Consider the following 18,555-nt stretch of genomic DNA (forward strand, 5'->3'; position numbering starts at 1 on the left):
AAATTACGCCTCTGTAGTATTCTCTGCAGCATATGGCCAAACCAATTTCCCTTGAAAAAATTCTTTTTAGCCAGGGCTTTGGCACCAGGCGGTATTGCAGCGATTTGGTTTATGCCGACCTAGTGAAGGTCAATGGCGTTGTAGCTGAGGATCCTGAAGAGCGTATTGCAACTGAAGGTCTTATGCTTAATGTTGAGGGCAAGGATTGGGAGTATCACGAAAAAGCTTATATCGCTTTTCATAAACCACCAAATTATGAGTGCTCTCATAAAACGACACATCATCCCAGTGTTTACAGCCTATTACCAGCGCCTTTTATCGAGCGCGGTTTGCAATGCGTAGGACGATTGGATTATGACACCACAGGATTGCTGTTGATTTCTGATGATGGTCAATTTATTCATAAAATGACTACGCCCAAAAAGAATATCGGTAAGGTATATGAGATCACGACACCTGACCCTATTACACAATCCCAAATTGATCACCTGATGAATGGTGTTGTGTTGGATGATGATCCACGTCCATGCTATGCCACTGCCTGTAAACAACTTTCAGATAATGTACTAGCAATGACTATCGTTGAGGGTCGCTATCACCAGGTAAAGCGAATGATGGCCGCAGTTGGCAATCATGTGGCTAAATTACACCGTACAGAAATTGGTGCCTATGTTATGCCCGCTGACTTGGTTGAAGGTCAGTGGCGCTGGCTTTACCCAGATGATTTAAAGAACCTATCGCAAAGTGTGGACACAAAATGAGCAAACAGATTTTGGTAAACGATTCTGACTTTCAAGCCTCTATTCCTATGTGGAGACTAGAGGGCATTCACATTTCGCGCGAGTTTATTTTTAAAGACTTCAAAGAGGCCTTTGCTTTTATGACCCTCTGCGCGCAGTATGCTGAAGAAATTGATCACCACCCTGATTGGAGTAATTCTTGGAATAAGGTGGTAGTGCACTTGAGTACCCACTCAGCAAAAGCACTTACTGAGTTGGATATTCAGATGGCAAAAGCAATGGATGCATTTGCCTTACAAGTCCAAACTTAGAGCTTAATGCTCCTCGCCTTCATGGTCTTCTTCATTTAGGCTCATCAAAATGGTTGCTAAGAGGCCATAAACTACTTCGGTAGAAATCATGCCATCTTCATCAAGCTCATCAATTAAGTCATTCAAGCAATCTTCGGTTGGCTCATTGAGCAAGGTCATGGCACATTCACACCCATAGTCAAAATCTTCGTCGTTTTGGGTTTGATCATCGTTTGTCATAAATATCCTTCATTGAAGGGTTCAGAATAGCAAATTACCTTCCTCTGGGATAGCAATAATTGTCCGTATAGGCTTTTTGGATCGGATTTATCTCGATTGATGTGCACCTGCAAAAATTGAATAATGATTTATAGTGATTTAACAATAAAACAGAGGAGGCAGCATGCAGCTAAACATCAATGGGCAGACCCATAATATCGACGTAGAGCCGAATATGCCCTTGCTATGGGCTATTCGAGAAGTAGTTGGATTAACAGGTACAAAATATGGTTGCGGAGTGGCTCAATGTGGTGCCTGTACCGTCTATATGAATGGTGAACCTGTGCGCTCCTGTTCAATCCCGGTATCCGCAGTAGGTGCTGCCAAGATCACCACGATCGAATCGCTCTCCAAAGACAATTCACACCCAGTCCAGCAAGCTTGGATTGCCTTAGACGTGCCTCAATGTGGATATTGTCAGTCGGGTCAAGTGATGGCTGCTGCAGCCCTATTAAAGAGAATCCCAAAGCCAACGGATGCGGATATTGATAATGCGATGTCGAATATTTGTCGCTGCGGTACTTATCAGAAAATTCGGGATGGTATTCATGTTGCCTCTGGTCAGAAAAAACTAGCAGAAGTGTTGGCGCAATACCAAGCTTCTCCCGCGACACGTGGTTAAGGGGAAGAATATGACTATCGAAAATATTTCACGTCGCGACTTCATTATTAAGGGCACCTTAGTTGGTGGCGGCCTCATGCTGGGAGTGGGCGCATTACCTGAATTTGCCTTTGCACAAGCTGGTCAATATGACCCAAATTCGCCCACGAAGGCTGGGGAGGCAGAGGTTAATGCTTGGGTCAGCATCAAGCCTGATGACACTGTTTACGTCAGAATTGCACGCTCAGAAATGGGTCAGGGTACTCGCACAGGTTTAGCTCAATTAGTTACTGAAGAATTGGAGTGCAACTGGAAAAAAGTGAAGACTCAGTCAGCCACTCCAGGTCAAAGTTTGGCACGCAAGCGTGTTTGGGGTGAGCATGGTACTGGTGGTAGCCGTGGCATTCGCATATCAGAAGATTATGTTCGACGTGGTGCAGCAGCAGCTCGCATTATGTTGGTTCAAGCTGCTGCTAATCAATGGAATGTACCGGTCAGCGAATTAACTGTTAACAAAGGTGTCATTACCCATACCCCAACGGGCCGTAAAACGACCTACGGAAAAGTTGCCGAGCTTGCATCGACACTCACGCCTCCTGATCCAAAATCGATCACCCTAAGAGATCCTCGTGACTGGAAAGTTGCTGGCCAGCCCTATGCACGTTTAGACACTGCCAATAAGGTGAACGGCACAAAAGTCTATGGCGCAGATTTACAGATGCCAGGCATGTTGTGCGCCTCAGTAAAAGCTTGCCCGGTATTTGGTGGAAAGCTTGTGAGCTATGACGAAGCCAAGATTAAAAACTTACGTGGTGTTAAGGGTGTAGTCAAGATTGATGATAGTACTGTGGCGGTAGTTGCCGATACTTGGTGGCGCGCAAACACTGCTTTGAATGCTTTGCCAATTGTGTGGGATGAGGGCAAAGGCGCAGGCGTTTCTCAGGGTGACATTGACAAGATGTTACGCGCTGGCTTGGATGAGCAAGGTGATTTTTGGCAACGTAAGGTGGGTGATGCCCCAGAAGTGATTAATAGCTCCTCTAAAAAAGTGGAAGCAATCTATTACACGCCATTTCGTGCTCACGTCACAATGGAGCCTATGAATGCCACCGTAAAGATTAGTGGCGATCGTGCAGAAGCATGGGTACCAACCCAAAATGGTGAAGGTTCACTTGCGGCCTTATCTGAAGCAACCGGGATTCCATTGGCTAACTGTGAAGTGTATAAATTGGATTCTGGTTGCGGCTTAGGTCGTCGTGGCTCGACCCAAGACTTCACCACTTTTGCGGCTAAGGTTGCACTGAAGTATCCAGGCGTACCTGTGAAAGTACTCTGGAGTCGTGAAGAGGATCTCACGCATGATTACTATCACCCGATAGCAATGGCTAAGATGTCAGCAGGACTGGATGCTAGCGGCAATGTGACTGGTATGCATATCAAAGTTGCGGGCCAATCTATTAATGCAACCCTTGCTCCAGCAGCTATCAAAGACGGCAAGGATGAGCGTCAATTGCAAGGCTTTTATGAGAAGGGGCCTGATGCACAGCTGGGCTACACATTCCCAAACCTATTGACTGAATATGTCATGAAGAATACCCATGTCCCAGTGGGGCCCTGGCGTGGTGTGAATACAAATCAAAATGGCATCTTCATGGAATGCTTTATGGATGAATGCGCTAAAGCGGCAGGCAAAGATCCAGTGAAGTTTAGACAGGCAGTCATGCAAAGTCATCCCAAGCATTTGGGTGTGCTTAATGCAGCCGCTCAAAAAGCAAATTGGGATAAGCCACTTCCTGCCGGTACTTTCCGCGGGGTAGCGCAATTTATGGGCTATGCCAGCTACTCTGCATGTGTTGCTGAGGTTTCGGTAGATGGCAATATTGTTCATGTGAAGCGCTTAGTATTCGCATTAAACTCTGGCCATGTTGTGAACCCTTATTTAACTCGTGAGCAGATTGAAGGTTCAGTAGCAATGGCCTTGGGTGCAATCTTTAATCCCGAGATTACGGTTGAAAATGGACGCATCAAGCAGCAGAATTTGGATTCTTATCCAATGCTCAAACTGGCCTCTACGCCGAGAATCGAAACGGTATTAGTGCCGAGCTATGATTTCTGGGGCGGGGTTGGTGAGCCAACAATTTGCGTTGTTGGTCCTGCAGTGGCAAATGCTGTTTCAGCAGCTATTGGTAGACCCGTGCGCAACTTCCCTCTATATAAAGAGGGGTTAAGTTTGGCATAGTCTAATAAGACAGGTAGCAAAACGACCCCATCAGAGAAATTTGATGGGGTCGTTTAACATTGACTCATGAAGTCTTTAAAAAGTATCTTATTTCTTATCTCGCTCATACCATTAGGACGCTTGGTATGGCTGGGTTATTCAGATGATTTAGGTGCCAATCCAATTGAATTGATCACACGATCAACGGGGACTTGGGCCTTAGTATTTCTCTGCATCACATTGGCAATGACGCCACTGCGACTCATCACAGGTTCAGCAGTGTGGATCAAGATGCGCCGCATGTTTGGCCTATTCTGTTTTTTCTATGCCAGTATTCATTTTGCGATTTGGCTATTGTTAGATCAAAGCCTCGATCTACAAGCAATGATTCATGATGTGCTTAAAAGACCATTCATCACTATGGGATTTTTGAGTCTAGTGTTCCTCATTCCGCTTGCAGTCACATCAAATACTTGGTCAGTAAAGAAGCTAGGGCGTCGCTGGAGTTTATTGCACAAATTCATTTATGTAATTGCGCTTACCGTGATTGCGCACTATTGGTGGCATAAGGCTGGCAAGAACGACCTACAAACAGTTTCGATTTATGCTGCCGTGATGACTTTGCTATTAATTATGCGACTACCCTATATCAAGAAGAAAATTTAATCAGCAAATATTAGATCAGGCATTGATTCAAGATTTAGTAGAGCATTTGCAGTTTCAGGTGTTGCATTTAACCAGTCATTAAATAACTCAGGCCGTAAGGGCACAATAGTGCGCTTTTCATCTTCTGGTTTGTGACAGCGATTCATAACAGGATGATCACTTGCCCCTATCGTCAACATTGAAAACGACACAATCAACTCGCCAGTTTCTGGTTCGGTCCATTTATCCCAAATCGAAGCAATCGCCATAGGCTCACGATTAGCTTGTGCGATTTTGGTGCGTACGGCTTTACCAGTTTCATAGCAGGGTTCATAAAAAGCATCAGCTAAAGCTAATGCATAGTGTCGATTGGACCATGCATGCCTATAAGAGGGTTTTTCACTAACGGTTTCAGATCTGGCGTTATAGGTATGCCTACCAAATTCTTCATCTTTTGCCCAGGAGGGTATTAAGCCAAAGCGAGCTGGGCCAATAGCAGTTCTTTGGGTATTGTGGCTTCTTAAAATAATGCTTCCAGGGTAGGTTGGAAACACATCATGCCTAGTTGAAGCTGTCAGATCAAGATCAAAATGGGCCTTGACCCAATCGACATTGTTAGTGGTGAGGTACTGAACGCACATAGGACCATTTTACCGCTGGCTTAGTTATTACCCCAGCTGTTACTATTGGGGATATATTTTAGAAAGACCTATCCTCATGAAATCCTTTATGTCTCAACTTAAACCATTGTCACTTCGTTTTATTTCAGCCAGCCTTTTGACGCTTGCTTTATGCGGTACTGCATACGCTCAACAAAGCGGATTACCGATTAATTCTGCCGCTTCAGTCAACGGCACCATCATCACCAATGATATGGTTGAGCAGGGCATTAAAGTGGCTCTTGCACAAGGCCAAAAAGACTCCCCTGAATTGCGTAAAGCAGTTATCGAAAAATATATTGAAATTTTATTGTTATCTCAACAGGCTGAAAAAGATGGTTTGGCAAATTCAGAGAAAGCTAATTCTCAGTTAATGATGATTCGTCAAAATTATTTAGCTGATCTTGAACTTTCCACTTTCATGGCACAAAATCCCATTTCTGATGCTGACGTTCAGGCCGAATACAACAAGCAAGTATCTTCGCTTGGGCCGCAAGGCATGATCGTAGAATACAAAATCAGTGATATCGCAGTTGCTTCAGAGGCTGATGCGCAGGCTGCCCTAAATCGAATTAAAAAAGGTGAGGCATTTGATAAGGTTGCTAAAAGTGTTTCCTTAGCCCCCAATAAAGCGCAGGGCGGCGTTGCTGGTTGGGTTCAACCTGGTCAGGTGCCACCCCAAATTTCTGCTGTCTTGGTTAATCTAGGCAAAGGTCAAACATCAGCCCCAATTCAATTGCAGCAAGGCTGGTACTTGGTCAAGCTAGAAGATAAGAAATCTAGTAAACCACCTACCTTTGAGCAGGCTAAGCCAGCGATTCGTGCGGGCATAGCACAGAGAAAACAATTTGAATTTATTTCTGGGATTGCGAAAAATTCAAAAATTGTGGTTCAGTAATAAATAGACTGACCAAATAAAAAGGACTCCGAGGAGTCCTTTTTATTTACGCTCAAGCGTAATAAAGTTAAAGTGAATGCCGTTTTCCGATCCAGGCGTACGTTCAACCTCTTTCCAATCCGACGCATTAGGAACCTCAAAGAAGGTATCGCCACCCTCAACATCCATATCAATCTCGGTGATAAAGATGCGATCTGCTTTGTGAAATGCTTGTTTAAAGAGTTGCTCTCCACCAATGACAAAGACTCTTGGTGCTTCGCTCAATTGATGGAGGGCCTCATCCAGAGAGCTGGCCAATTCGCCGCCAGTCAATTCGTAATTTGCGTTGCGGCTAACCACAATATTGCGACGTCCTGGTAGAGGTCGACCAATTGATTCCCAAGTCTTGCGACCCATGATGACCGGGTAGCCCATAGTGACGCGTTTAAAAAACTGTAAATCAGCTGAGATTTTCCAGGGCATTTGATTGTCACGACCAATCACGTGGTTACGTGAGCGGGCAACAATCATAGAGATAGCGGGTTGTGTCATATCGAGTGCTTCTTAAACAGCTACAGGAGCTTTGATGTGGGGATGGGACTCGTAACCCACAATCTCAAAATCTTCGAACTCGTAATCAAAGATCGAAGCAGGTTTACGCAAGATATTGAGTTTAGGCAGCGGGAAGAAATCTCTCGAGAGCTGAAGATCCACTTGTTCAAGGTGATTGCTATACAAGTGGCAATCACCGCCAGTCCAAATAAAATCGCCTACTTCTAAATTGCATTGCTGAGCCATCATGTGAGTCAGCAATGCATAGCTGGCAATATTAAATGGAACGCCCAGGAAGATATCTGCGCTGCGCTGATATAGCTGGCAAGACAACTTGCCATCAGCCACATAGAACTGAAAGAAGGCGTGGCAAGGCGCTAATGCCATGCGTGGAATATCTGCAACGTTCCACGCTGAAACAATGATGCGACGTGAGTCAGGATTCTTTTTAATCGTCTCGACCACTTCAGTGATCTGGTCGATATGCTGTCCATTGGGGGCCGGCCATGAACGCCATTGGTAACCATAGATTGGGCCGAGATCGCCGTCAGGTGCAGCCCATTCATTCCAAATGGATATGCCGCGCTCTTTCAACCAATTGTTATCTGTACTGCCTTTGAGGAACCACAACAATTCGTAAATGATGGATTTGAGGTGAAGCTTCTTGGTAGTCACCATTGGGAAGCCATCGGCCAAGTTAAAACGCATCTGGTGGCCAAATACCGAGATCGTGCCAGTGCCAGTCCTATCGGACTTTTGAACGCCCTTAGCAAGGACTTCTTTCATTAGATCGTGATATTGGCGCATATAAATCAACTAAAAATGGATTAACGGATACCCGTAAGGATAGCTTATTCGAATGTGGCTGGCTTTACCCCAAGTGCCCTATGGAGCTTGGGGGAGGTGGTCGTATATTGCAACTGAATTGGCTTCTCAGGGTTCAGGTATGCGGCCGCCGCAAATGCTGCTAAAGCAGCCTCATGAAAGCCGGACAAAATGAGCTTCTTTTTGCCTGGGTAGACGTTAATATCCCCCACGGCGTAAATTCCAGGAATGCTTGTTTGAAATTTTTCCGTATCAACTACAAGCTGCTTGCGATCAATATCGAGACCCCATTGGGCAATCGGCCCCAGTTTAGGAGAGAGTCCAAAAAAGATCAGGAGATCATCAAGGGCCACGATCTTAGTATTGCCGTCAATATCAGTGACGGTAATCTCAGTGAGGCAATCTTCTTGAGCTTCGTAGCCAGTAATTTGACCGATGAGTAATTGGATTATTCCAGCAGCACAAAGCTCGCGCATTTTGGCAATCGATTGTGGCGCCCCTTTGAAGTCATCACGACGATGAATCAAGGTAACACTTGCTGCTTTATCTGCAAAGTATAAGACCCAGTCTAGAGCAGAGTCTCCGCCACCGCAAATCACAATTCGTTTGCCAATAAATTGATCAGGATGTTTAACGCGATAGAAAACTTGTTTATCGACGAAAGCCTCAATACCCTCTAGATTGAGTAATCGAGGCTGAAAGGCGCCGACCCCAGCGGCGATAAAGACGGTCTTAGCCAGAAAATGTAGGTTTTGTGAGGTGCCGATGAGTATGCGTCCATCCGCTTGTTTTTCTAGTTGAGTGACTTCTTGTCCCAAATGAAATTGAGGGCTAAAGGGCTCAATTTGCTTGAGTAAATTATTTGTTAGCTCGCGACCAGTGCATACTGGTATCGCAGGAATATCGTAGATCGGCTTATCTGGATAGAGCTCTATACATTGACCGCCAACCTCTGGCAAAGAATCAATGACGTGCGCTTTAATTTCCAGGAGTCCAAGCTCAAATACTTGGAAGAGGCCCACAGGGCCGGCGCCAATAATGACTGCGTCAGCTTCTGTGGGTGAGTACAAATCGATTCTCGGGAGGTAGAAGTATTACTTTACTAATTGATCGAGTTTGTTTTTGACATCTTTCCACTCTTCCGCATCGGGAAGAGCAGCTTTTGATTTAGTAATGGATGTCCATGAAGGTGAGAGCTCGGCATTGAGCTTAATAAACGCTTGCTGATCGCCGGGCACGTCATCTTCAGCATAAATCGCATTTACTGGGCACTCTGGAACGCAAACCGCGCAGTCAATGCACTCATCTGGATCGATGACTAAGAAATTGGGTCCCTCACGGAAGCAGTCAACTGGGCAAACGTCAACGCAGTCAGTATATTTGCAGCGGATGCAGGATTCGGTAACAACGTAAGTCATGATGTGTGATCTAAATAGCCCTCAGTTAAGGGCTGCTGAGTTATAAAACATCAATTTTAGCCGAAATACCCCAATTTACTTGAGGTAAAGTTCCCCTTATGAATACACAGACAAATACCCCAACTACCCATGGAAACGCCTCTCAGAAGCCAAAAATACTGGTTGCAAGGGCGATATTCCCAGAGGCTTTAGCCAAATTAGAGGAATCCTACGAGGTTCGATCGAACCAGGAGGACCGCATCTTTACTCCAGAAGAATTGCAAAAAGAACTTTCTAGCGTAGTAGGGGCTTTAGTTGCTGGTAGCGAGCGAATCGATGCCAGCGCATTGGCGAACGCGAAAGATTTAAAAATTGTGGCCAATATTTCCGTGGGCTATAACAATTTTGATGTGTCTGCGATTAGTGCTGCTGGAGTAATGGCTACCAATACACCGGATGTTCTAACCGATACTACTGCTGATTTTGGATTTGCATTGTTGATGGCAACCGCAAGACGCATTACCGAGTCTGAGCATTGGGTGCGTGCCGGTCATTGGGATAAGTGGTCGATTGTTAATAATCCTCTTGGTATGGATTTGCATCACAGCACTGTTGGCATTATTGGTATGGGTCGTATCGGTCAAGGTATTGCAAAGCGTGCACTAGGTTTTGGGATGAATGTGCTTTATCACAACCGCAGTCGCTTATCTGAAACAGATGAAAAAGCTTGTGGTGCGCGCTATGTTTCTAAGGAAGAGTTGCTGTGCACTGCAGATCATGTTGTATTAGTCTTGCCTTACTCAGCAGAGAGCCACCACACTATTGGTGCTAAAGAGATCGCCCTCATGAAACCCACAGCGACTCTGATAAACATTGCACGCGGCGGTATTGTTGATGACTTAGCGTTAGCGCAGGCGCTCAAGGAAAAGAAGATCTTTGCTGCCGGTTTGGATGTGTTTGAAGGTGAGCCAAAAGTGAATCCTGAACTATTAAAGCTGAGTAACGTTGTGCTTGCTCCGCATATTGCTAGTGCCACTGAAAAAACCCGCAGAGCAATGGTTGATTTGGCGATTGATAACCTAAGAGCTGCGCTTGATGGCAAGAGGCCACCCAGTTTAATTAATGCTGAGGTGTTTAAAGCTTAGGGTTATAGATTGATGCGCATTAAAAAAGCCGAGAATCTCTCGGCTTTTTATTTGAACGCGCTAAAGTAAATTATTCAGCGTCAACCTCTTCTGGAAGTTCGCGCAAAGCTAATTCAATACCACCGAATTTGCCAGCGACCCAGTTATACACTTTGCAAGCAATCCAAAGCAAACCAAAGCCAAGTAACGCGTTGAGTATTAATGCTGACAGAACGGTAAACCCTGGAATGGCGCCATCACGAATAAAGGCTACAAACAAAGCCAGCAAAACGATAGGTACTGAGAAGCAGAGGTAAACCAACACAAGTGTTTTAGCAGTGTGGGTTGGGTCGAGAAAAGCGAGTTCTTTTTTGGTAAGTTTCATGATGGGACTATCTTAAAGCAGTCCATCAAAAAGTGCTACATCTACCCAGTCACCTGCGGGAACATTTCCTTGTGCATGACCAAGAATCACAAAGCAGTTTGCCTCACTCATGGAGCGCAAAATTCCTGCTCCTTGACTGCCGGTTAGTCTGACTGAGGGTCTACCTTCGCTATTTCGCCCCAAGATAGCGCGCTGGAATTCAGTGCGACCCGGCTTCTTGCGGATAACGGTTTCAGAAATCGCTTGGACCAGCGGGGGCTCGGTTTGCTCGGCGCCATTGAGCTGCAAGAGTGCGCTGCGGACAAATTGGTAGAAGGTGACCATCACAGCAACGGGGTTACCTGGTAGGCCGAAGAAGAGGGTCTTTCTGGTTGGAGATTTTCCAGGGACTGGCTTGAGAATGCCAAAAGCCATCGGACGTCCGGGGCGCATCGCAATTTTCCAGAAGCCTACATCACCTAACTCTTGCATGATTTGCTTGGTGAAGTCTGCCTCACCAACTGAAACGCCACCAGAAGAAATCAATACATCAGCCTTACTCGCTGCTGCAATAAATGCTTGTTTCAAAGCCTGAGGATCATCGTGAACGATTCCACAATCAATGATCTCTAAATCGAGACGATTGAGTAAGCCAGTGAGGCTATAGCGATTACTGTCGTAGATGCTGCCAGCATCTAATGATTGATCAAGCGAGCGCAATTCATCACCTGATGACAAAATTGCTACCTTCAATTTGCGGCGCACTTTTAAGGTGGCAATACCAAGTGATGCAGCCAATCCTAAATCAGAGGGTCTCAATAGACGACCTGCAGAAATTGCTGCTTTACCCTTTTGTAGATCCTCCCCTCGTAAGCGACGGTTGTCGCCAGCCTTGAGTTGATCTGATTTAAAGCTAATAAATTCAGCATTGCTGCTAGAGGTAAATTCTTGGGGAATGACAGTGTCACAGTCAGCTGGCATGAGGGCGCCAGTCATGATCTTGAGGCACTCGCCTGGGGTAATCTTGCCCTCGTAGGGTTTGCCTGCTAGAGCGGTGCCGACAATTTGAAGTTTGATGTCTGGGTTATTGTTAGTGAGGCACTTGCCATCAAATGCGTAACCATCCATCGCAGAGTTATCGGCAGCAGGTACATCGATGGGAGACAGTAAATCCTCAGCAAGAATGCGATTGATCGCTTGGTCAAGTGAGACTGTTTCAATATCAGCGGGATCATTGATCGCTTGAGACTCTTGCATGAGTTCACTGACTAAATTCGCAATCGCTTTACGAGCTTCATCAACATGGAGTGATGCGGTCAGCAATATAGGGCTATTTGGTGAATGTTTCATACAGATGTCGCTTCTAGCGCTTTCAATTCTTCTGGCGTATTAACGTTTGCAAAGGCATTGGCTTCATCAAAAATTACCGTACTACTTTTTAATTCTTTAAACCAGCGATCAATTTTAAGATCACCTTTTTTTAGAAAGGCCTCTAAAGAATCTTGTAGGTTGGCGCGCATCAAACAAAAGACGGGTTGGGACCAAACTTTGCCATCTGTTTCTTTGCTGGAGGCGTAAACCAACTGATAGTCACCTTGCTCAAGTTCTGTAGCTAATCTTGCACCTAAATCTTCAGGAAGCAATGGCGAATCACAGGGAGCAGTAAGTAAATATGGCGTCTTGCAGGCCTTAAGACCGGCTGAGAATCCCGCTAATGGCCCAGAGAAGTCTGGCGTTTCATCCATGATGACAGGGTAACCATAGGCAGCGTACTTAGTAATGTTGCGATTGGCATTAATGAGGAGAGTTCCAACTTGAAGTTGTAAGCGTGCAATCGTGGATTCAATTAATGGTTTTTGATGAAAAGGAATTAAACCCTTATCAATACCACCCATGCGCTGAGCGCGACCGCCAGCAAGAATGAGCCCCGTAATTTGCGCATCAGAAATCATTAGCCACCGATATAAGACATTTCGACTTTACGGTTACCGGTCGATTGGTTAGCGGTGTGAGAACCTCGGATTTCAGAATAGTGGTCATTGCGTTGCGCCCAGGTATTCATAACGGCATTAGCGATCTCTAAATCACTTCTTCCTGAGCGCAGCATGGTTTTGAAATCAAAACCTTCGTTTCCAAAAAGGCAAAGATACATTTGCCCATCGGTTGAGATCCGAGCGCGAGTACATTCGTGGCAGAAGGTTTGTGTCACGCTAGAGATCACGCCAATCTCACCAGTACCATCCGCGTAGCGCCACCGTTGGGCTACTTCGCCAGCATAGTTGGGCTCCATAGACTCTAGTGGGTAGATTTCGTTGATGCGGGCAATCACTTCTTTGGAAGGGAGAACCTCTTGCATATTCCAGCCGTTAGAGCTGCCGACATCCATAAATTCGATAAAGCGCAAGATGATGCCGCTACCCTTAAAGTGTTTTGCCATACTAACGATCTCATGATCGTTAGTGCCTTTTTTCACAACCATATTGACCTTGATATTCTCAAAGCCGGCTTCTTGTGCTGCTGCGATGCCATCTAATACATCTGCCACCGGAAAATCAACATCATTCATTTTCCGAAAGATCTCATCATTTAATCCATCCAGGCTGACGGTGAGTCTTTGCAGTCCAGCAGCCTTCAGTGCAGCGGCTTTTTTACGCAAGATGCTGCCGTTCGTTGTTAGGGTGAGATCCAAAGATTTTCCACTAGGGGTGCGTACCGCAGCCAACATCTCAATCAGAATTTCTAAATTTTTGCGCAGTAGAGGCTCGCCGCCAGTTAAACGAATCTTTTCTACACCTAGAGTAGAGAAGATGGTGGTGAGGCGAGTAATTTCTTCAAAGCTTAATAATTCTTTATGGGCAAGGTAGGGATAGTTTTGATCGAAGACTTCTTTGGGCATGCAGTAAGTGCAGCGGAAGTTACAGCGATCCGTTACTGAGATGCGAAGATCACGCAAAGTGCGACCACGGGTATCTTGAGTGCGATCATGAGGTGCAAGCAATTCCTCGCCAATGGATGGAGTAAGGCCTTTCCCTTCATCAATGCGGATGGGAATTACTTTGGAAATCGCTTTTTCAACCATATTCTGAATTATGGCTGTGAAACGGTCTTTCTGCCAAACCGCCCAATATCCTTTTGGGATAAAAGGCGGTCTGGAGAAAAAGCGGTATCGCCTTAGACTGTTTTTTCTTGGCCGCCGGTTTCAACTAAAACCATTGGACCTTCTGGGCGTGCTGCAGCAGGTTTCGGTGTTCTGCCTAAGTTCATCGCTTCAGGCTGAATTTGGCTCTGCGCTTCTGCATGCTTTGATGCATCAGTAGCAACCCAAACCATCCCGGCAGATTGGACCACGCTATGCAATGGAGTTTCTTCAAGCGCCTGGAAGGCAACCTTTGGAAGTTCTGGTACAGGCTTGGTGATGACTTCTACTGTTGCCGCAGCAGCTACTACAGCAATCGGTGCTGATGTTGGAGTTGCTGCAGGAGCTGCATTGGAGGTTTGAGTAGGACGATTCGATTGACGTGGAGGGCGTGGCGCTCTCTCACTGCGCTCTTGTCTCTCAGTAGTAGGTTGATTACCAAAACTATTCACAATATTTTGGATGGGCATGGAAGCGGATGCACCGCCCATACCTACTGGAGGGCCAGCAAACGGACTTGCTGAAGGTGCTGCAGTTGCTACGTCACCATTCTCAGTGCGTTCGCCACGATCATTTCGATTGCGCCCACGACCACGACGATTGCGCCCACGACCACGACGCTCTTCACCATCTGCGCTTGCAGTGGCTTCACTACCAGAAGCCGCTTCAGTCGCAGGAGTTACTGCAGCTGGGTTTACTTGACGCTCAGGCTTCGGGCCATTTGGATTGCCTTGGTTACGATTGCCATTGCGGTTATTGCGATTGCCATTGCGGTTGTTGCTTTCAGCGCTTGCGCCATCGGCAGCATTCGCTGCCGGACGCTCGGCACGATCACCGTTGCGATCATTACGCTCGCCACGACGATTGCGACCACGGTTGCGATCGCCACCGTTACGGCCTTGATTGCGACCACGGTTATTGCCTGATGCTGGTTTCTCTTCAACCGCTGGGGAGGAAGAGAAAAGTTTTTTGATAAAACCAAAGAAACCACCAGAACTTTCAGCAGTTGCTTTTTCAGTGCGCGCTGGGCGTGGTTGGCTGATTGGTGCAGGTTGCGTTGGCGTAATACCTTTCACTGCCGCTTCTGGGCGAACCTTCACATCAGCATCTTTTTTGCTTACGGTTGTGTCAGTTTCCAATTCGCGGGCAGCTTCTTCAGCCATCACATAGCTTGCTTTTTGATCGTCTAAACGAGGATCGTCATGACGCAAGCGCTCTAACTTGTAATGAGGTGTTTCTAGATGCTTATTTGGAACCATCAAGACGTTCACTTTGAAGCGAGTCTCAATCTTGATCACTTCAGCACGTTTTTCATTCAAGAGGAACGCAGCCACTTCGACTGGTACCTGTGTATGAATCGCTGCTGTGTTTTCTTTCATTGCCTCTTCTTGAATAATGCGCAGAACTTGCAATGCAGAAGACTCGGTATCACGGATGTGGCCTGTGCCGTTACAACGTGGGCAAGTAACGTGGCTACCTTCAGACAAAGCAGGGCGCAAACGCTGGCGTGACATTTCCATCAGACCAAACTTGGAGATCTTGCCCATTTGAACGCGGGCGCGATCATGGCGCAAAGCGTCGCGCAAGCGATTCTCAACATCCTTCTGGGCCTTGCTCGATTCCATATCAATGAAGTCGATCACGATCAAACCACCCAAGTCACGTAAACGTGCTTGGCGAGCGATTTCATCGGCAGCTTCTAAGTTAGTTCGGGTTGCGGTCTCTTCAATATCAGAGCCACGGGTAGCACGTGCAGAGTTCACGTCCACAGAAACCAAAGCTTCAGTGTGGTCGATCACAATAGCGCCGCCTGATGGCAATGGCACTGTGCGTGAGTACGCAGTTTCAATTTGATGCTCAATTTGGAAACGAGAGAACAAAGGCACATCGTCTTGATAGCGCTTTACTCGCGGTAAATTGTCCGGCATCACCACGGACATAAATGCCGCAGCTTGCTCATAGATGTCATCGGTATCGATAAGAATCTCGCCGATATCTGGCTGGAAGTAGTCGCGGATTGCGCGGATCACCAAGCTAGATTCGAGGTAAATCAACAACGGCGCTGAATTGCCTTTAGCGGCTTCATCAATCGCTTTCCACAATTGCAGGAGGTAACTTAAGTCCCACTGCAATTCAGTCGCATCACGACCAATGCCGGCAGTACGAGCAATGATGCTCATGCCATCAGGTACTTCTAATTGAGACATGGCTTCACGCAGTTCTTGACGGTCTTCACCTTCAATACGGCGGGAAACGCCGCCTCCACGTGGGTTATTTGGCATCAATACCAAATAACGGCCTGCTAGGGAGATAAAGGAAGTGAGGGCAGCGCCTTTTTGGCCACGCTCTTCTTTTTCTACCTGAACAATGATTTCTTGACCTTCGCGCAGGGCATCCTTGATAGAGGCATTGCGGACGTCGATACCTTCTTTGAAATAGGCTCTGGCAACCTCTTTAAATGGTAAGAAGCCATGACGCTCTTCACCATAGTTGACAAAGCACGCCTCCAGTGAAGGCTCTATGCGGGTAATGACACCTTTGTAAATATTGCCTTTGCGTTGTTCACGACCGGCAGCTTCGATATCAATATCAATGAGTTTTTGACCATCAACGATGGCAACTCGCAACTCTTCTTGTTGAGTTGCATTAAACAACATGCGTTTCATAACACTCTCCTGTGGGGGAGGATGCAGTAAGCGCGGTGCGTTAGGGGGTCAGTTAGATGCCGCTAAGGTCTAAGCCTGTAGCGGTATGTAAGTGTGGATCATGCAAATCTAAGCACTTTTTGCCTAGTTCACCCAGTTAACTGTTGGTTAAATCGGTGCCACACTTGACGATCGCCGCAGAGACCTCCTTTAGGTCATCAATGCAGGCGCGCGCCTGAAAACTGTCTTCTAATCGCGGGTCGCGGCATACGGCACACCAACCCTGCGCCTCATTACAACGGGGGAGGGGCAACCCCGAGAGTCTTTTAAAGGGCGACTCCAAGCTCCACGATTCAAACCTGATTTCAGGATGGGATCGGGCCAATAAATTGGCTAGAGCGTTGATTATACGGCACAAGTTGAATGACAATGGGGTATTGTTGAGTCCCTTGTCGTCCTCGAGCGAGGCGATAAGAGAGATAAATCATGAAATCCGACCCAGTATCCAAGCCTTCTAAGGCAAAAACGTCCACGCCGCCCGCAGTCCACTTGCAGACCATTGGTCCGGAAGAGGCTGGCCAGCGTTTGGACAATTATTTGCTGCGTTGGGCTAAAGGAGTGCCCAAAAGTCACGTTTATCGAATTATTCGCTCTGGGGAGGTCCGGGTGAATAAAAAGCGGGCCGAACCAACTACTCGCTTAATTGAGGGGGATGTTGTGCGAGTCCCTCCTGTCCGTATTGCCGAACCTGCTCAAATGACAGCAGTCAATGCTGCTCAGACTAAATCTAGAGCGCATGGTTATTCCGACAAGATGCCGATCTTATTTGAGGATGAGGCACTCTTAATAGTCGATAAGCCTTCGGGCTTGGCTGTGCATGGTGGATCTGGAATTGCCTTAGGTGTTATCGAGACATTGCGCATCACCCGGCCGGAGTTGAAATTTTTAGAATTAGTCCATCGTCTAGATCGCGACACTTCCGGAGTACTGCTCTTGGCGAAGAAGCGGAGCGCCCTTGTTGAATTGCATCGCCAGATCCGTGAAGGTCAAACCGATAAACGTTATTACTTGCTAGCGCACGGTGAAATCCAACAGGGTGCACAAGTCATGCAACTGAAATACCCGCTACATAAATATTTATTGGCTAATGGTGAGCGCCGCGTTCGTGTTGATCCAGAAGGCTTGCCAAGTCATACTGCTTTACGAGTGACCAAAACTATGAAGCGTGAGGATGCTGCCATTACTCTAGCTGAAGCTCAGCTCAAGACTGGGCGCACCCATCAGATCCGCGTGCACCTACAAAAGTTGGGGCATGCTATTTTGGGTGACGATAAATATGGTTTTGAGGATCTAGATAAAGTCATTAAATCGAAGAGGCTCTATTTACACGCTCATTTAGCGGGCTTTACCCATCCGCGTACAGGAGAAAAAATGCGGATCGAATCCCCATTGCCATCAGAGTTTGCTGTCATGATGAAACATTTTGAAGAGTAATAATCACCATAAGAAGATGCCGCAAGAACAAAAGTCCGATCGTCGTTACGACCTCATTGTGTGGGATTGGGATGGAACTATTATGGACTCCACACCTACGATTGTGCATTGCATTCAGCAAGCGTGTCGTGATCTTGGATTCAAGGAGCCAGATGACGCACTGGCAAGCTCAGTTATTGGCTTGGGTATTCAGGATTCTTTGCGCAGAGCAGTGCCTTGGATTGAGCCAGTTAATTTTCCCAAGCTGACGGATCGTTTTCGCTATCACTATTTAGCTAAAGATCACGAGCTCGATTTATTTGTTGGGATACGTGAACTGCTTGAGAAACTTCGCGCAGATAAATATCTCTTAGGTGTTGCTACTGGCAAATCACGTGTTGGCTTAGACCGCTCCCTCAAGCATCACCAAATTGGCCATCTTTTTCATGAAACGAGAACAGCGGATGAATCTTTCTCAAAGCCACATCCCGGCATGCTCTTAGAGTTGTCTGATGTGACTCAGGTGCCGACGCGTCGAATGTTGATGATCGGTGATACAACGCATGATTTAGATATGGCATCCAATGCAGGGGTGGATGCGGTGGCCGTAACTTATGGCGCCCACCCGCCAGACACCCTAAAAACATCGAAATCGTTGGCGCATGTAGATGATGTACCGCAGCTAGCGCAATGGCTCAAAGAAAATTTATAAACCGTATTTGAAATTTCA

General features: G+C 46.6%; 20 protein-coding genes. 9 read left to right on the forward strand and 11 right to left on the reverse strand.

Annotation, left to right across the window (positions count from 1 at the left end; genetic code table 11):
- Positions 1-32 precede the first annotated feature (32 nt).
- Both ICV38_RS02065 and ICV38_RS02070 read left to right on the forward strand, forming a co-directional pair.
- Complete coding sequence (locus tag ICV38_RS02065) at positions 33-761, forward strand: pseudouridine synthase (protein WP_215382109.1); 729 nt, start codon at positions 33-35, stop codon at positions 759-761.
- The gene (locus tag ICV38_RS02070) at positions 758-1,051 is read left to right on the forward strand and encodes a 4a-hydroxytetrahydrobiopterin dehydratase (protein WP_215382110.1); all 294 of its coding nucleotides are present in this window, start codon (positions 758-760) and stop codon (positions 1,049-1,051) included. The genes ICV38_RS02065 and ICV38_RS02070 overlap by 4 nt, the downstream gene beginning before the upstream one ends.
- Before the next feature lie 3 nt (positions 1,052-1,054).
- Here ICV38_RS02070 and ICV38_RS02075 read toward each other — a convergent pair whose 3' ends face one another.
- Positions 1,055-1,270, reverse strand: coding sequence for a hypothetical protein (locus ICV38_RS02075; protein WP_215382111.1), 216 nt, complete (start codon positions 1,268-1,270; stop codon positions 1,055-1,057).
- 163 nt (positions 1,271-1,433) lie between these two features.
- Here ICV38_RS02075 and ICV38_RS02080 point away from each other — a divergent pair, with 163 nt between their 5' ends.
- From ICV38_RS02080 to msrQ, 3 genes are all read left to right on the forward strand, one after another.
- Entirely contained in the window at positions 1,434-1,931 is a 498-nt protein-coding gene (locus tag ICV38_RS02080; protein WP_215382112.1) for a (2Fe-2S)-binding protein, read from the forward strand.
- A gap of 10 nt (positions 1,932-1,941) precedes the next feature.
- Positions 1,942-4,149 carry a xanthine dehydrogenase family protein molybdopterin-binding subunit gene (locus tag ICV38_RS02085; protein WP_215382113.1) on the forward strand — a complete coding sequence of 736 codons (2,208 nt, stop codon included), beginning with the start codon at positions 1,942-1,944 and terminating at the stop codon, positions 4,147-4,149.
- A 66-nt stretch (positions 4,150-4,215) separates the two neighbouring features.
- The gene (gene msrQ, locus ICV38_RS02090; protein ID WP_215382114.1) at positions 4,216-4,794 is read left to right on the forward strand and encodes a protein-methionine-sulfoxide reductase heme-binding subunit MsrQ; all 579 of its coding nucleotides are present in this window, start codon (positions 4,216-4,218) and stop codon (positions 4,792-4,794) included.
- On the opposite strand, the gene ICV38_RS02095 is transcribed toward msrQ, so the two are convergent.
- Positions 4,791-5,414 (reverse strand): SOS response-associated peptidase, encoded by a 624-nt coding sequence (locus tag ICV38_RS02095; protein WP_215382115.1) that lies wholly within the window; start codon positions 5,412-5,414, stop codon positions 4,791-4,793. The genes msrQ and ICV38_RS02095 overlap by 4 nt on opposite strands.
- Before the next feature lie 88 nt (positions 5,415-5,502).
- On the opposite strand from ICV38_RS02095, the gene ICV38_RS02100 reads away from it, so the two are divergent.
- Positions 5,503-6,330 carry a peptidylprolyl isomerase gene (locus tag ICV38_RS02100; RefSeq protein ID WP_251368183.1) on the forward strand — a complete coding sequence of 276 codons (828 nt, stop codon included), beginning with the start codon at positions 5,503-5,505 and terminating at the stop codon, positions 6,328-6,330.
- A 42-nt stretch (positions 6,331-6,372) separates the two neighbouring features.
- On the opposite strand, the gene ICV38_RS02105 is transcribed toward ICV38_RS02100, so the two are convergent.
- Genes ICV38_RS02105 through fdxA form a run of 4 tightly spaced genes read right to left on the reverse strand, consistent with a single transcriptional unit; the run spans position 6,373 to position 9,104 of the window.
- Entirely contained in the window at positions 6,373-6,861 is a 489-nt protein-coding gene (locus tag ICV38_RS02105) for a dihydrofolate reductase (protein ID WP_215382117.1), read from the reverse strand.
- A gap of 12 nt (positions 6,862-6,873) precedes the next feature.
- The gene (locus ICV38_RS02110) at positions 6,874-7,668 is read right to left on the reverse strand and encodes a thymidylate synthase (RefSeq protein ID WP_215382118.1); all 795 of its coding nucleotides are present in this window, start codon (positions 7,666-7,668) and stop codon (positions 6,874-6,876) included.
- 44 nt (positions 7,669-7,712) lie between these two features.
- The gene (locus tag ICV38_RS02115) at positions 7,713-8,756 is read right to left on the reverse strand and encodes an NAD(P)/FAD-dependent oxidoreductase (protein ID WP_251368184.1); all 1,044 of its coding nucleotides are present in this window, start codon (positions 8,754-8,756) and stop codon (positions 7,713-7,715) included.
- 24 nt (positions 8,757-8,780) lie between these two features.
- Positions 8,781-9,104 carry a ferredoxin FdxA gene (gene fdxA / locus ICV38_RS02120; RefSeq protein ID WP_068322070.1) on the reverse strand — a complete coding sequence of 108 codons (324 nt, stop codon included), beginning with the start codon at positions 9,102-9,104 and terminating at the stop codon, positions 8,781-8,783.
- Between the two features lie 98 nt (positions 9,105-9,202).
- On the opposite strand from fdxA, the gene ICV38_RS02125 reads away from it, so the two are divergent.
- Complete coding sequence (locus ICV38_RS02125; protein ID WP_215382119.1) at positions 9,203-10,228, forward strand: D-glycerate dehydrogenase; 1,026 nt, start codon at positions 9,203-9,205, stop codon at positions 10,226-10,228.
- Positions 10,229-10,298: 70 nt separating this feature from the next.
- Here the strand turns inward: ICV38_RS02125 and ICV38_RS02130 are convergent, their stop codons facing one another.
- The 5 genes from ICV38_RS02130 to ICV38_RS02150 form a co-directional block, all read right to left on the reverse strand.
- Positions 10,299-10,592 carry a hypothetical protein gene (locus ICV38_RS02130; RefSeq protein WP_215382120.1) on the reverse strand — a complete coding sequence of 98 codons (294 nt, stop codon included), beginning with the start codon at positions 10,590-10,592 and terminating at the stop codon, positions 10,299-10,301.
- A gap of 12 nt (positions 10,593-10,604) precedes the next feature.
- A complete protein-coding gene (gene glp / locus ICV38_RS02135; RefSeq protein ID WP_215382121.1) occupies positions 10,605-11,921 on the reverse strand; it encodes a gephyrin-like molybdotransferase Glp in 1,317 nt (438 codons plus the stop codon).
- Positions 11,918-12,523 carry a molybdenum cofactor guanylyltransferase MobA gene (mobA, locus tag ICV38_RS02140; protein WP_215382122.1) on the reverse strand — a complete coding sequence of 202 codons (606 nt, stop codon included), beginning with the start codon at positions 12,521-12,523 and terminating at the stop codon, positions 11,918-11,920. The genes glp and mobA overlap by 4 nt, the downstream gene beginning before the upstream one ends.
- A complete protein-coding gene (gene moaA, locus ICV38_RS02145; protein ID WP_215382123.1) occupies positions 12,523-13,650 on the reverse strand; it encodes a GTP 3',8-cyclase MoaA in 1,128 nt (375 codons plus the stop codon). The genes mobA and moaA overlap by 1 nt, the downstream gene beginning before the upstream one ends.
- 92 nt (positions 13,651-13,742) lie before the next feature.
- Complete coding sequence (locus ICV38_RS02150) at positions 13,743-16,373, reverse strand: Rne/Rng family ribonuclease (protein ID WP_215382124.1); 2,631 nt, start codon at positions 16,371-16,373, stop codon at positions 13,743-13,745.
- Between the two features lie 465 nt (positions 16,374-16,838).
- Here ICV38_RS02150 and ICV38_RS02155 point away from each other — a divergent pair, with 465 nt between their 5' ends.
- Both ICV38_RS02155 and ICV38_RS02160 read left to right on the forward strand, forming a co-directional pair.
- Positions 16,839-17,846 carry an RluA family pseudouridine synthase gene (locus ICV38_RS02155; protein ID WP_215382125.1) on the forward strand — a complete coding sequence of 336 codons (1,008 nt, stop codon included), beginning with the start codon at positions 16,839-16,841 and terminating at the stop codon, positions 17,844-17,846.
- Positions 17,847-17,862: 16 nt separating this feature from the next.
- Positions 17,863-18,537 (forward strand): HAD-IA family hydrolase, encoded by a 675-nt coding sequence (locus ICV38_RS02160; RefSeq protein WP_215382126.1) that lies wholly within the window; start codon positions 17,863-17,865, stop codon positions 18,535-18,537.
- Positions 18,538-18,555 lie beyond the last annotated feature (18 nt).

The sequence above is a fragment of the Polynucleobacter sp. MG-6-Vaara-E2 genome, from assembly GCF_018687695.1.
Taxonomy (GTDB): Bacteria; Pseudomonadota; Gammaproteobacteria; order Burkholderiales; family Burkholderiaceae; genus Polynucleobacter.

What these genes read in the sequence shown, in the direction of transcription:
- ICV38_RS02110 (WP_215382118.1), bottom strand. Translation starts at nt 7,668, where the DNA reads ATGCGCCAATATCACGATCTAATGAAAGAAGTCCTTGCTAAGGGCGTT.
- mobA (WP_215382122.1), bottom strand. Translation starts at nt 12,523, where the DNA reads ATGATTTCTGATGCGCAAATTACGGGGCTCATTCTTGCTGGCGGTCGC.
- ICV38_RS02125 (WP_215382119.1), top strand. Translation starts at nt 9,203, where the DNA reads ATGAATACACAGACAAATACCCCAACTACCCATGGAAACGCCTCTCAG.
- ICV38_RS02070 (WP_215382110.1), top strand. Translation starts at nt 758, where the DNA reads ATGAGCAAACAGATTTTGGTAAACGATTCTGACTTTCAAGCCTCTATT.
- glp (WP_215382121.1), bottom strand. Translation starts at nt 11,921, where the DNA reads ATGAAACATTCACCAAATAGCCCTATATTGCTGACCGCATCACTCCAT.
- ICV38_RS02075 (WP_215382111.1), bottom strand. Translation starts at nt 1,270, where the DNA reads ATGACAAACGATGATCAAACCCAAAACGACGAAGATTTTGACTATGGG.
- fdxA (WP_068322070.1), bottom strand. Translation starts at nt 9,104, where the DNA reads ATGACTTACGTTGTTACCGAATCCTGCATCCGCTGCAAATATACTGAC.
- ICV38_RS02155 (WP_215382125.1), top strand. Translation starts at nt 16,839, where the DNA reads ATGAAATCCGACCCAGTATCCAAGCCTTCTAAGGCAAAAACGTCCACG.
- moaA (WP_215382123.1), bottom strand. Translation starts at nt 13,650, where the DNA reads ATGGTTGAAAAAGCGATTTCCAAAGTAATTCCCATCCGCATTGATGAA.
- ICV38_RS02080 (WP_215382112.1), top strand. Translation starts at nt 1,434, where the DNA reads ATGCAGCTAAACATCAATGGGCAGACCCATAATATCGACGTAGAGCCG.
- ICV38_RS02100 (WP_251368183.1), top strand. Translation starts at nt 5,503, where the DNA reads ATGTCTCAACTTAAACCATTGTCACTTCGTTTTATTTCAGCCAGCCTT.
- ICV38_RS02065 (WP_215382109.1), top strand. Translation starts at nt 33, where the DNA reads ATGGCCAAACCAATTTCCCTTGAAAAAATTCTTTTTAGCCAGGGCTTT.
- ICV38_RS02150 (WP_215382124.1), bottom strand. Translation starts at nt 16,373, where the DNA reads ATGAAACGCATGTTGTTTAATGCAACTCAACAAGAAGAGTTGCGAGTT.
- ICV38_RS02085 (WP_215382113.1), top strand. Translation starts at nt 1,942, where the DNA reads ATGACTATCGAAAATATTTCACGTCGCGACTTCATTATTAAGGGCACC.
- ICV38_RS02160 (WP_215382126.1), top strand. Translation starts at nt 17,863, where the DNA reads ATGCCGCAAGAACAAAAGTCCGATCGTCGTTACGACCTCATTGTGTGG.
- msrQ (WP_215382114.1), top strand. Translation starts at nt 4,216, where the DNA reads ATGAAGTCTTTAAAAAGTATCTTATTTCTTATCTCGCTCATACCATTA.
- ICV38_RS02130 (WP_215382120.1), bottom strand. Translation starts at nt 10,592, where the DNA reads ATGAAACTTACCAAAAAAGAACTCGCTTTTCTCGACCCAACCCACACT.
- ICV38_RS02095 (WP_215382115.1), bottom strand. Translation starts at nt 5,414, where the DNA reads ATGTGCGTTCAGTACCTCACCACTAACAATGTCGATTGGGTCAAGGCC.
- ICV38_RS02105 (WP_215382117.1), bottom strand. Translation starts at nt 6,861, where the DNA reads ATGACACAACCCGCTATCTCTATGATTGTTGCCCGCTCACGTAACCAC.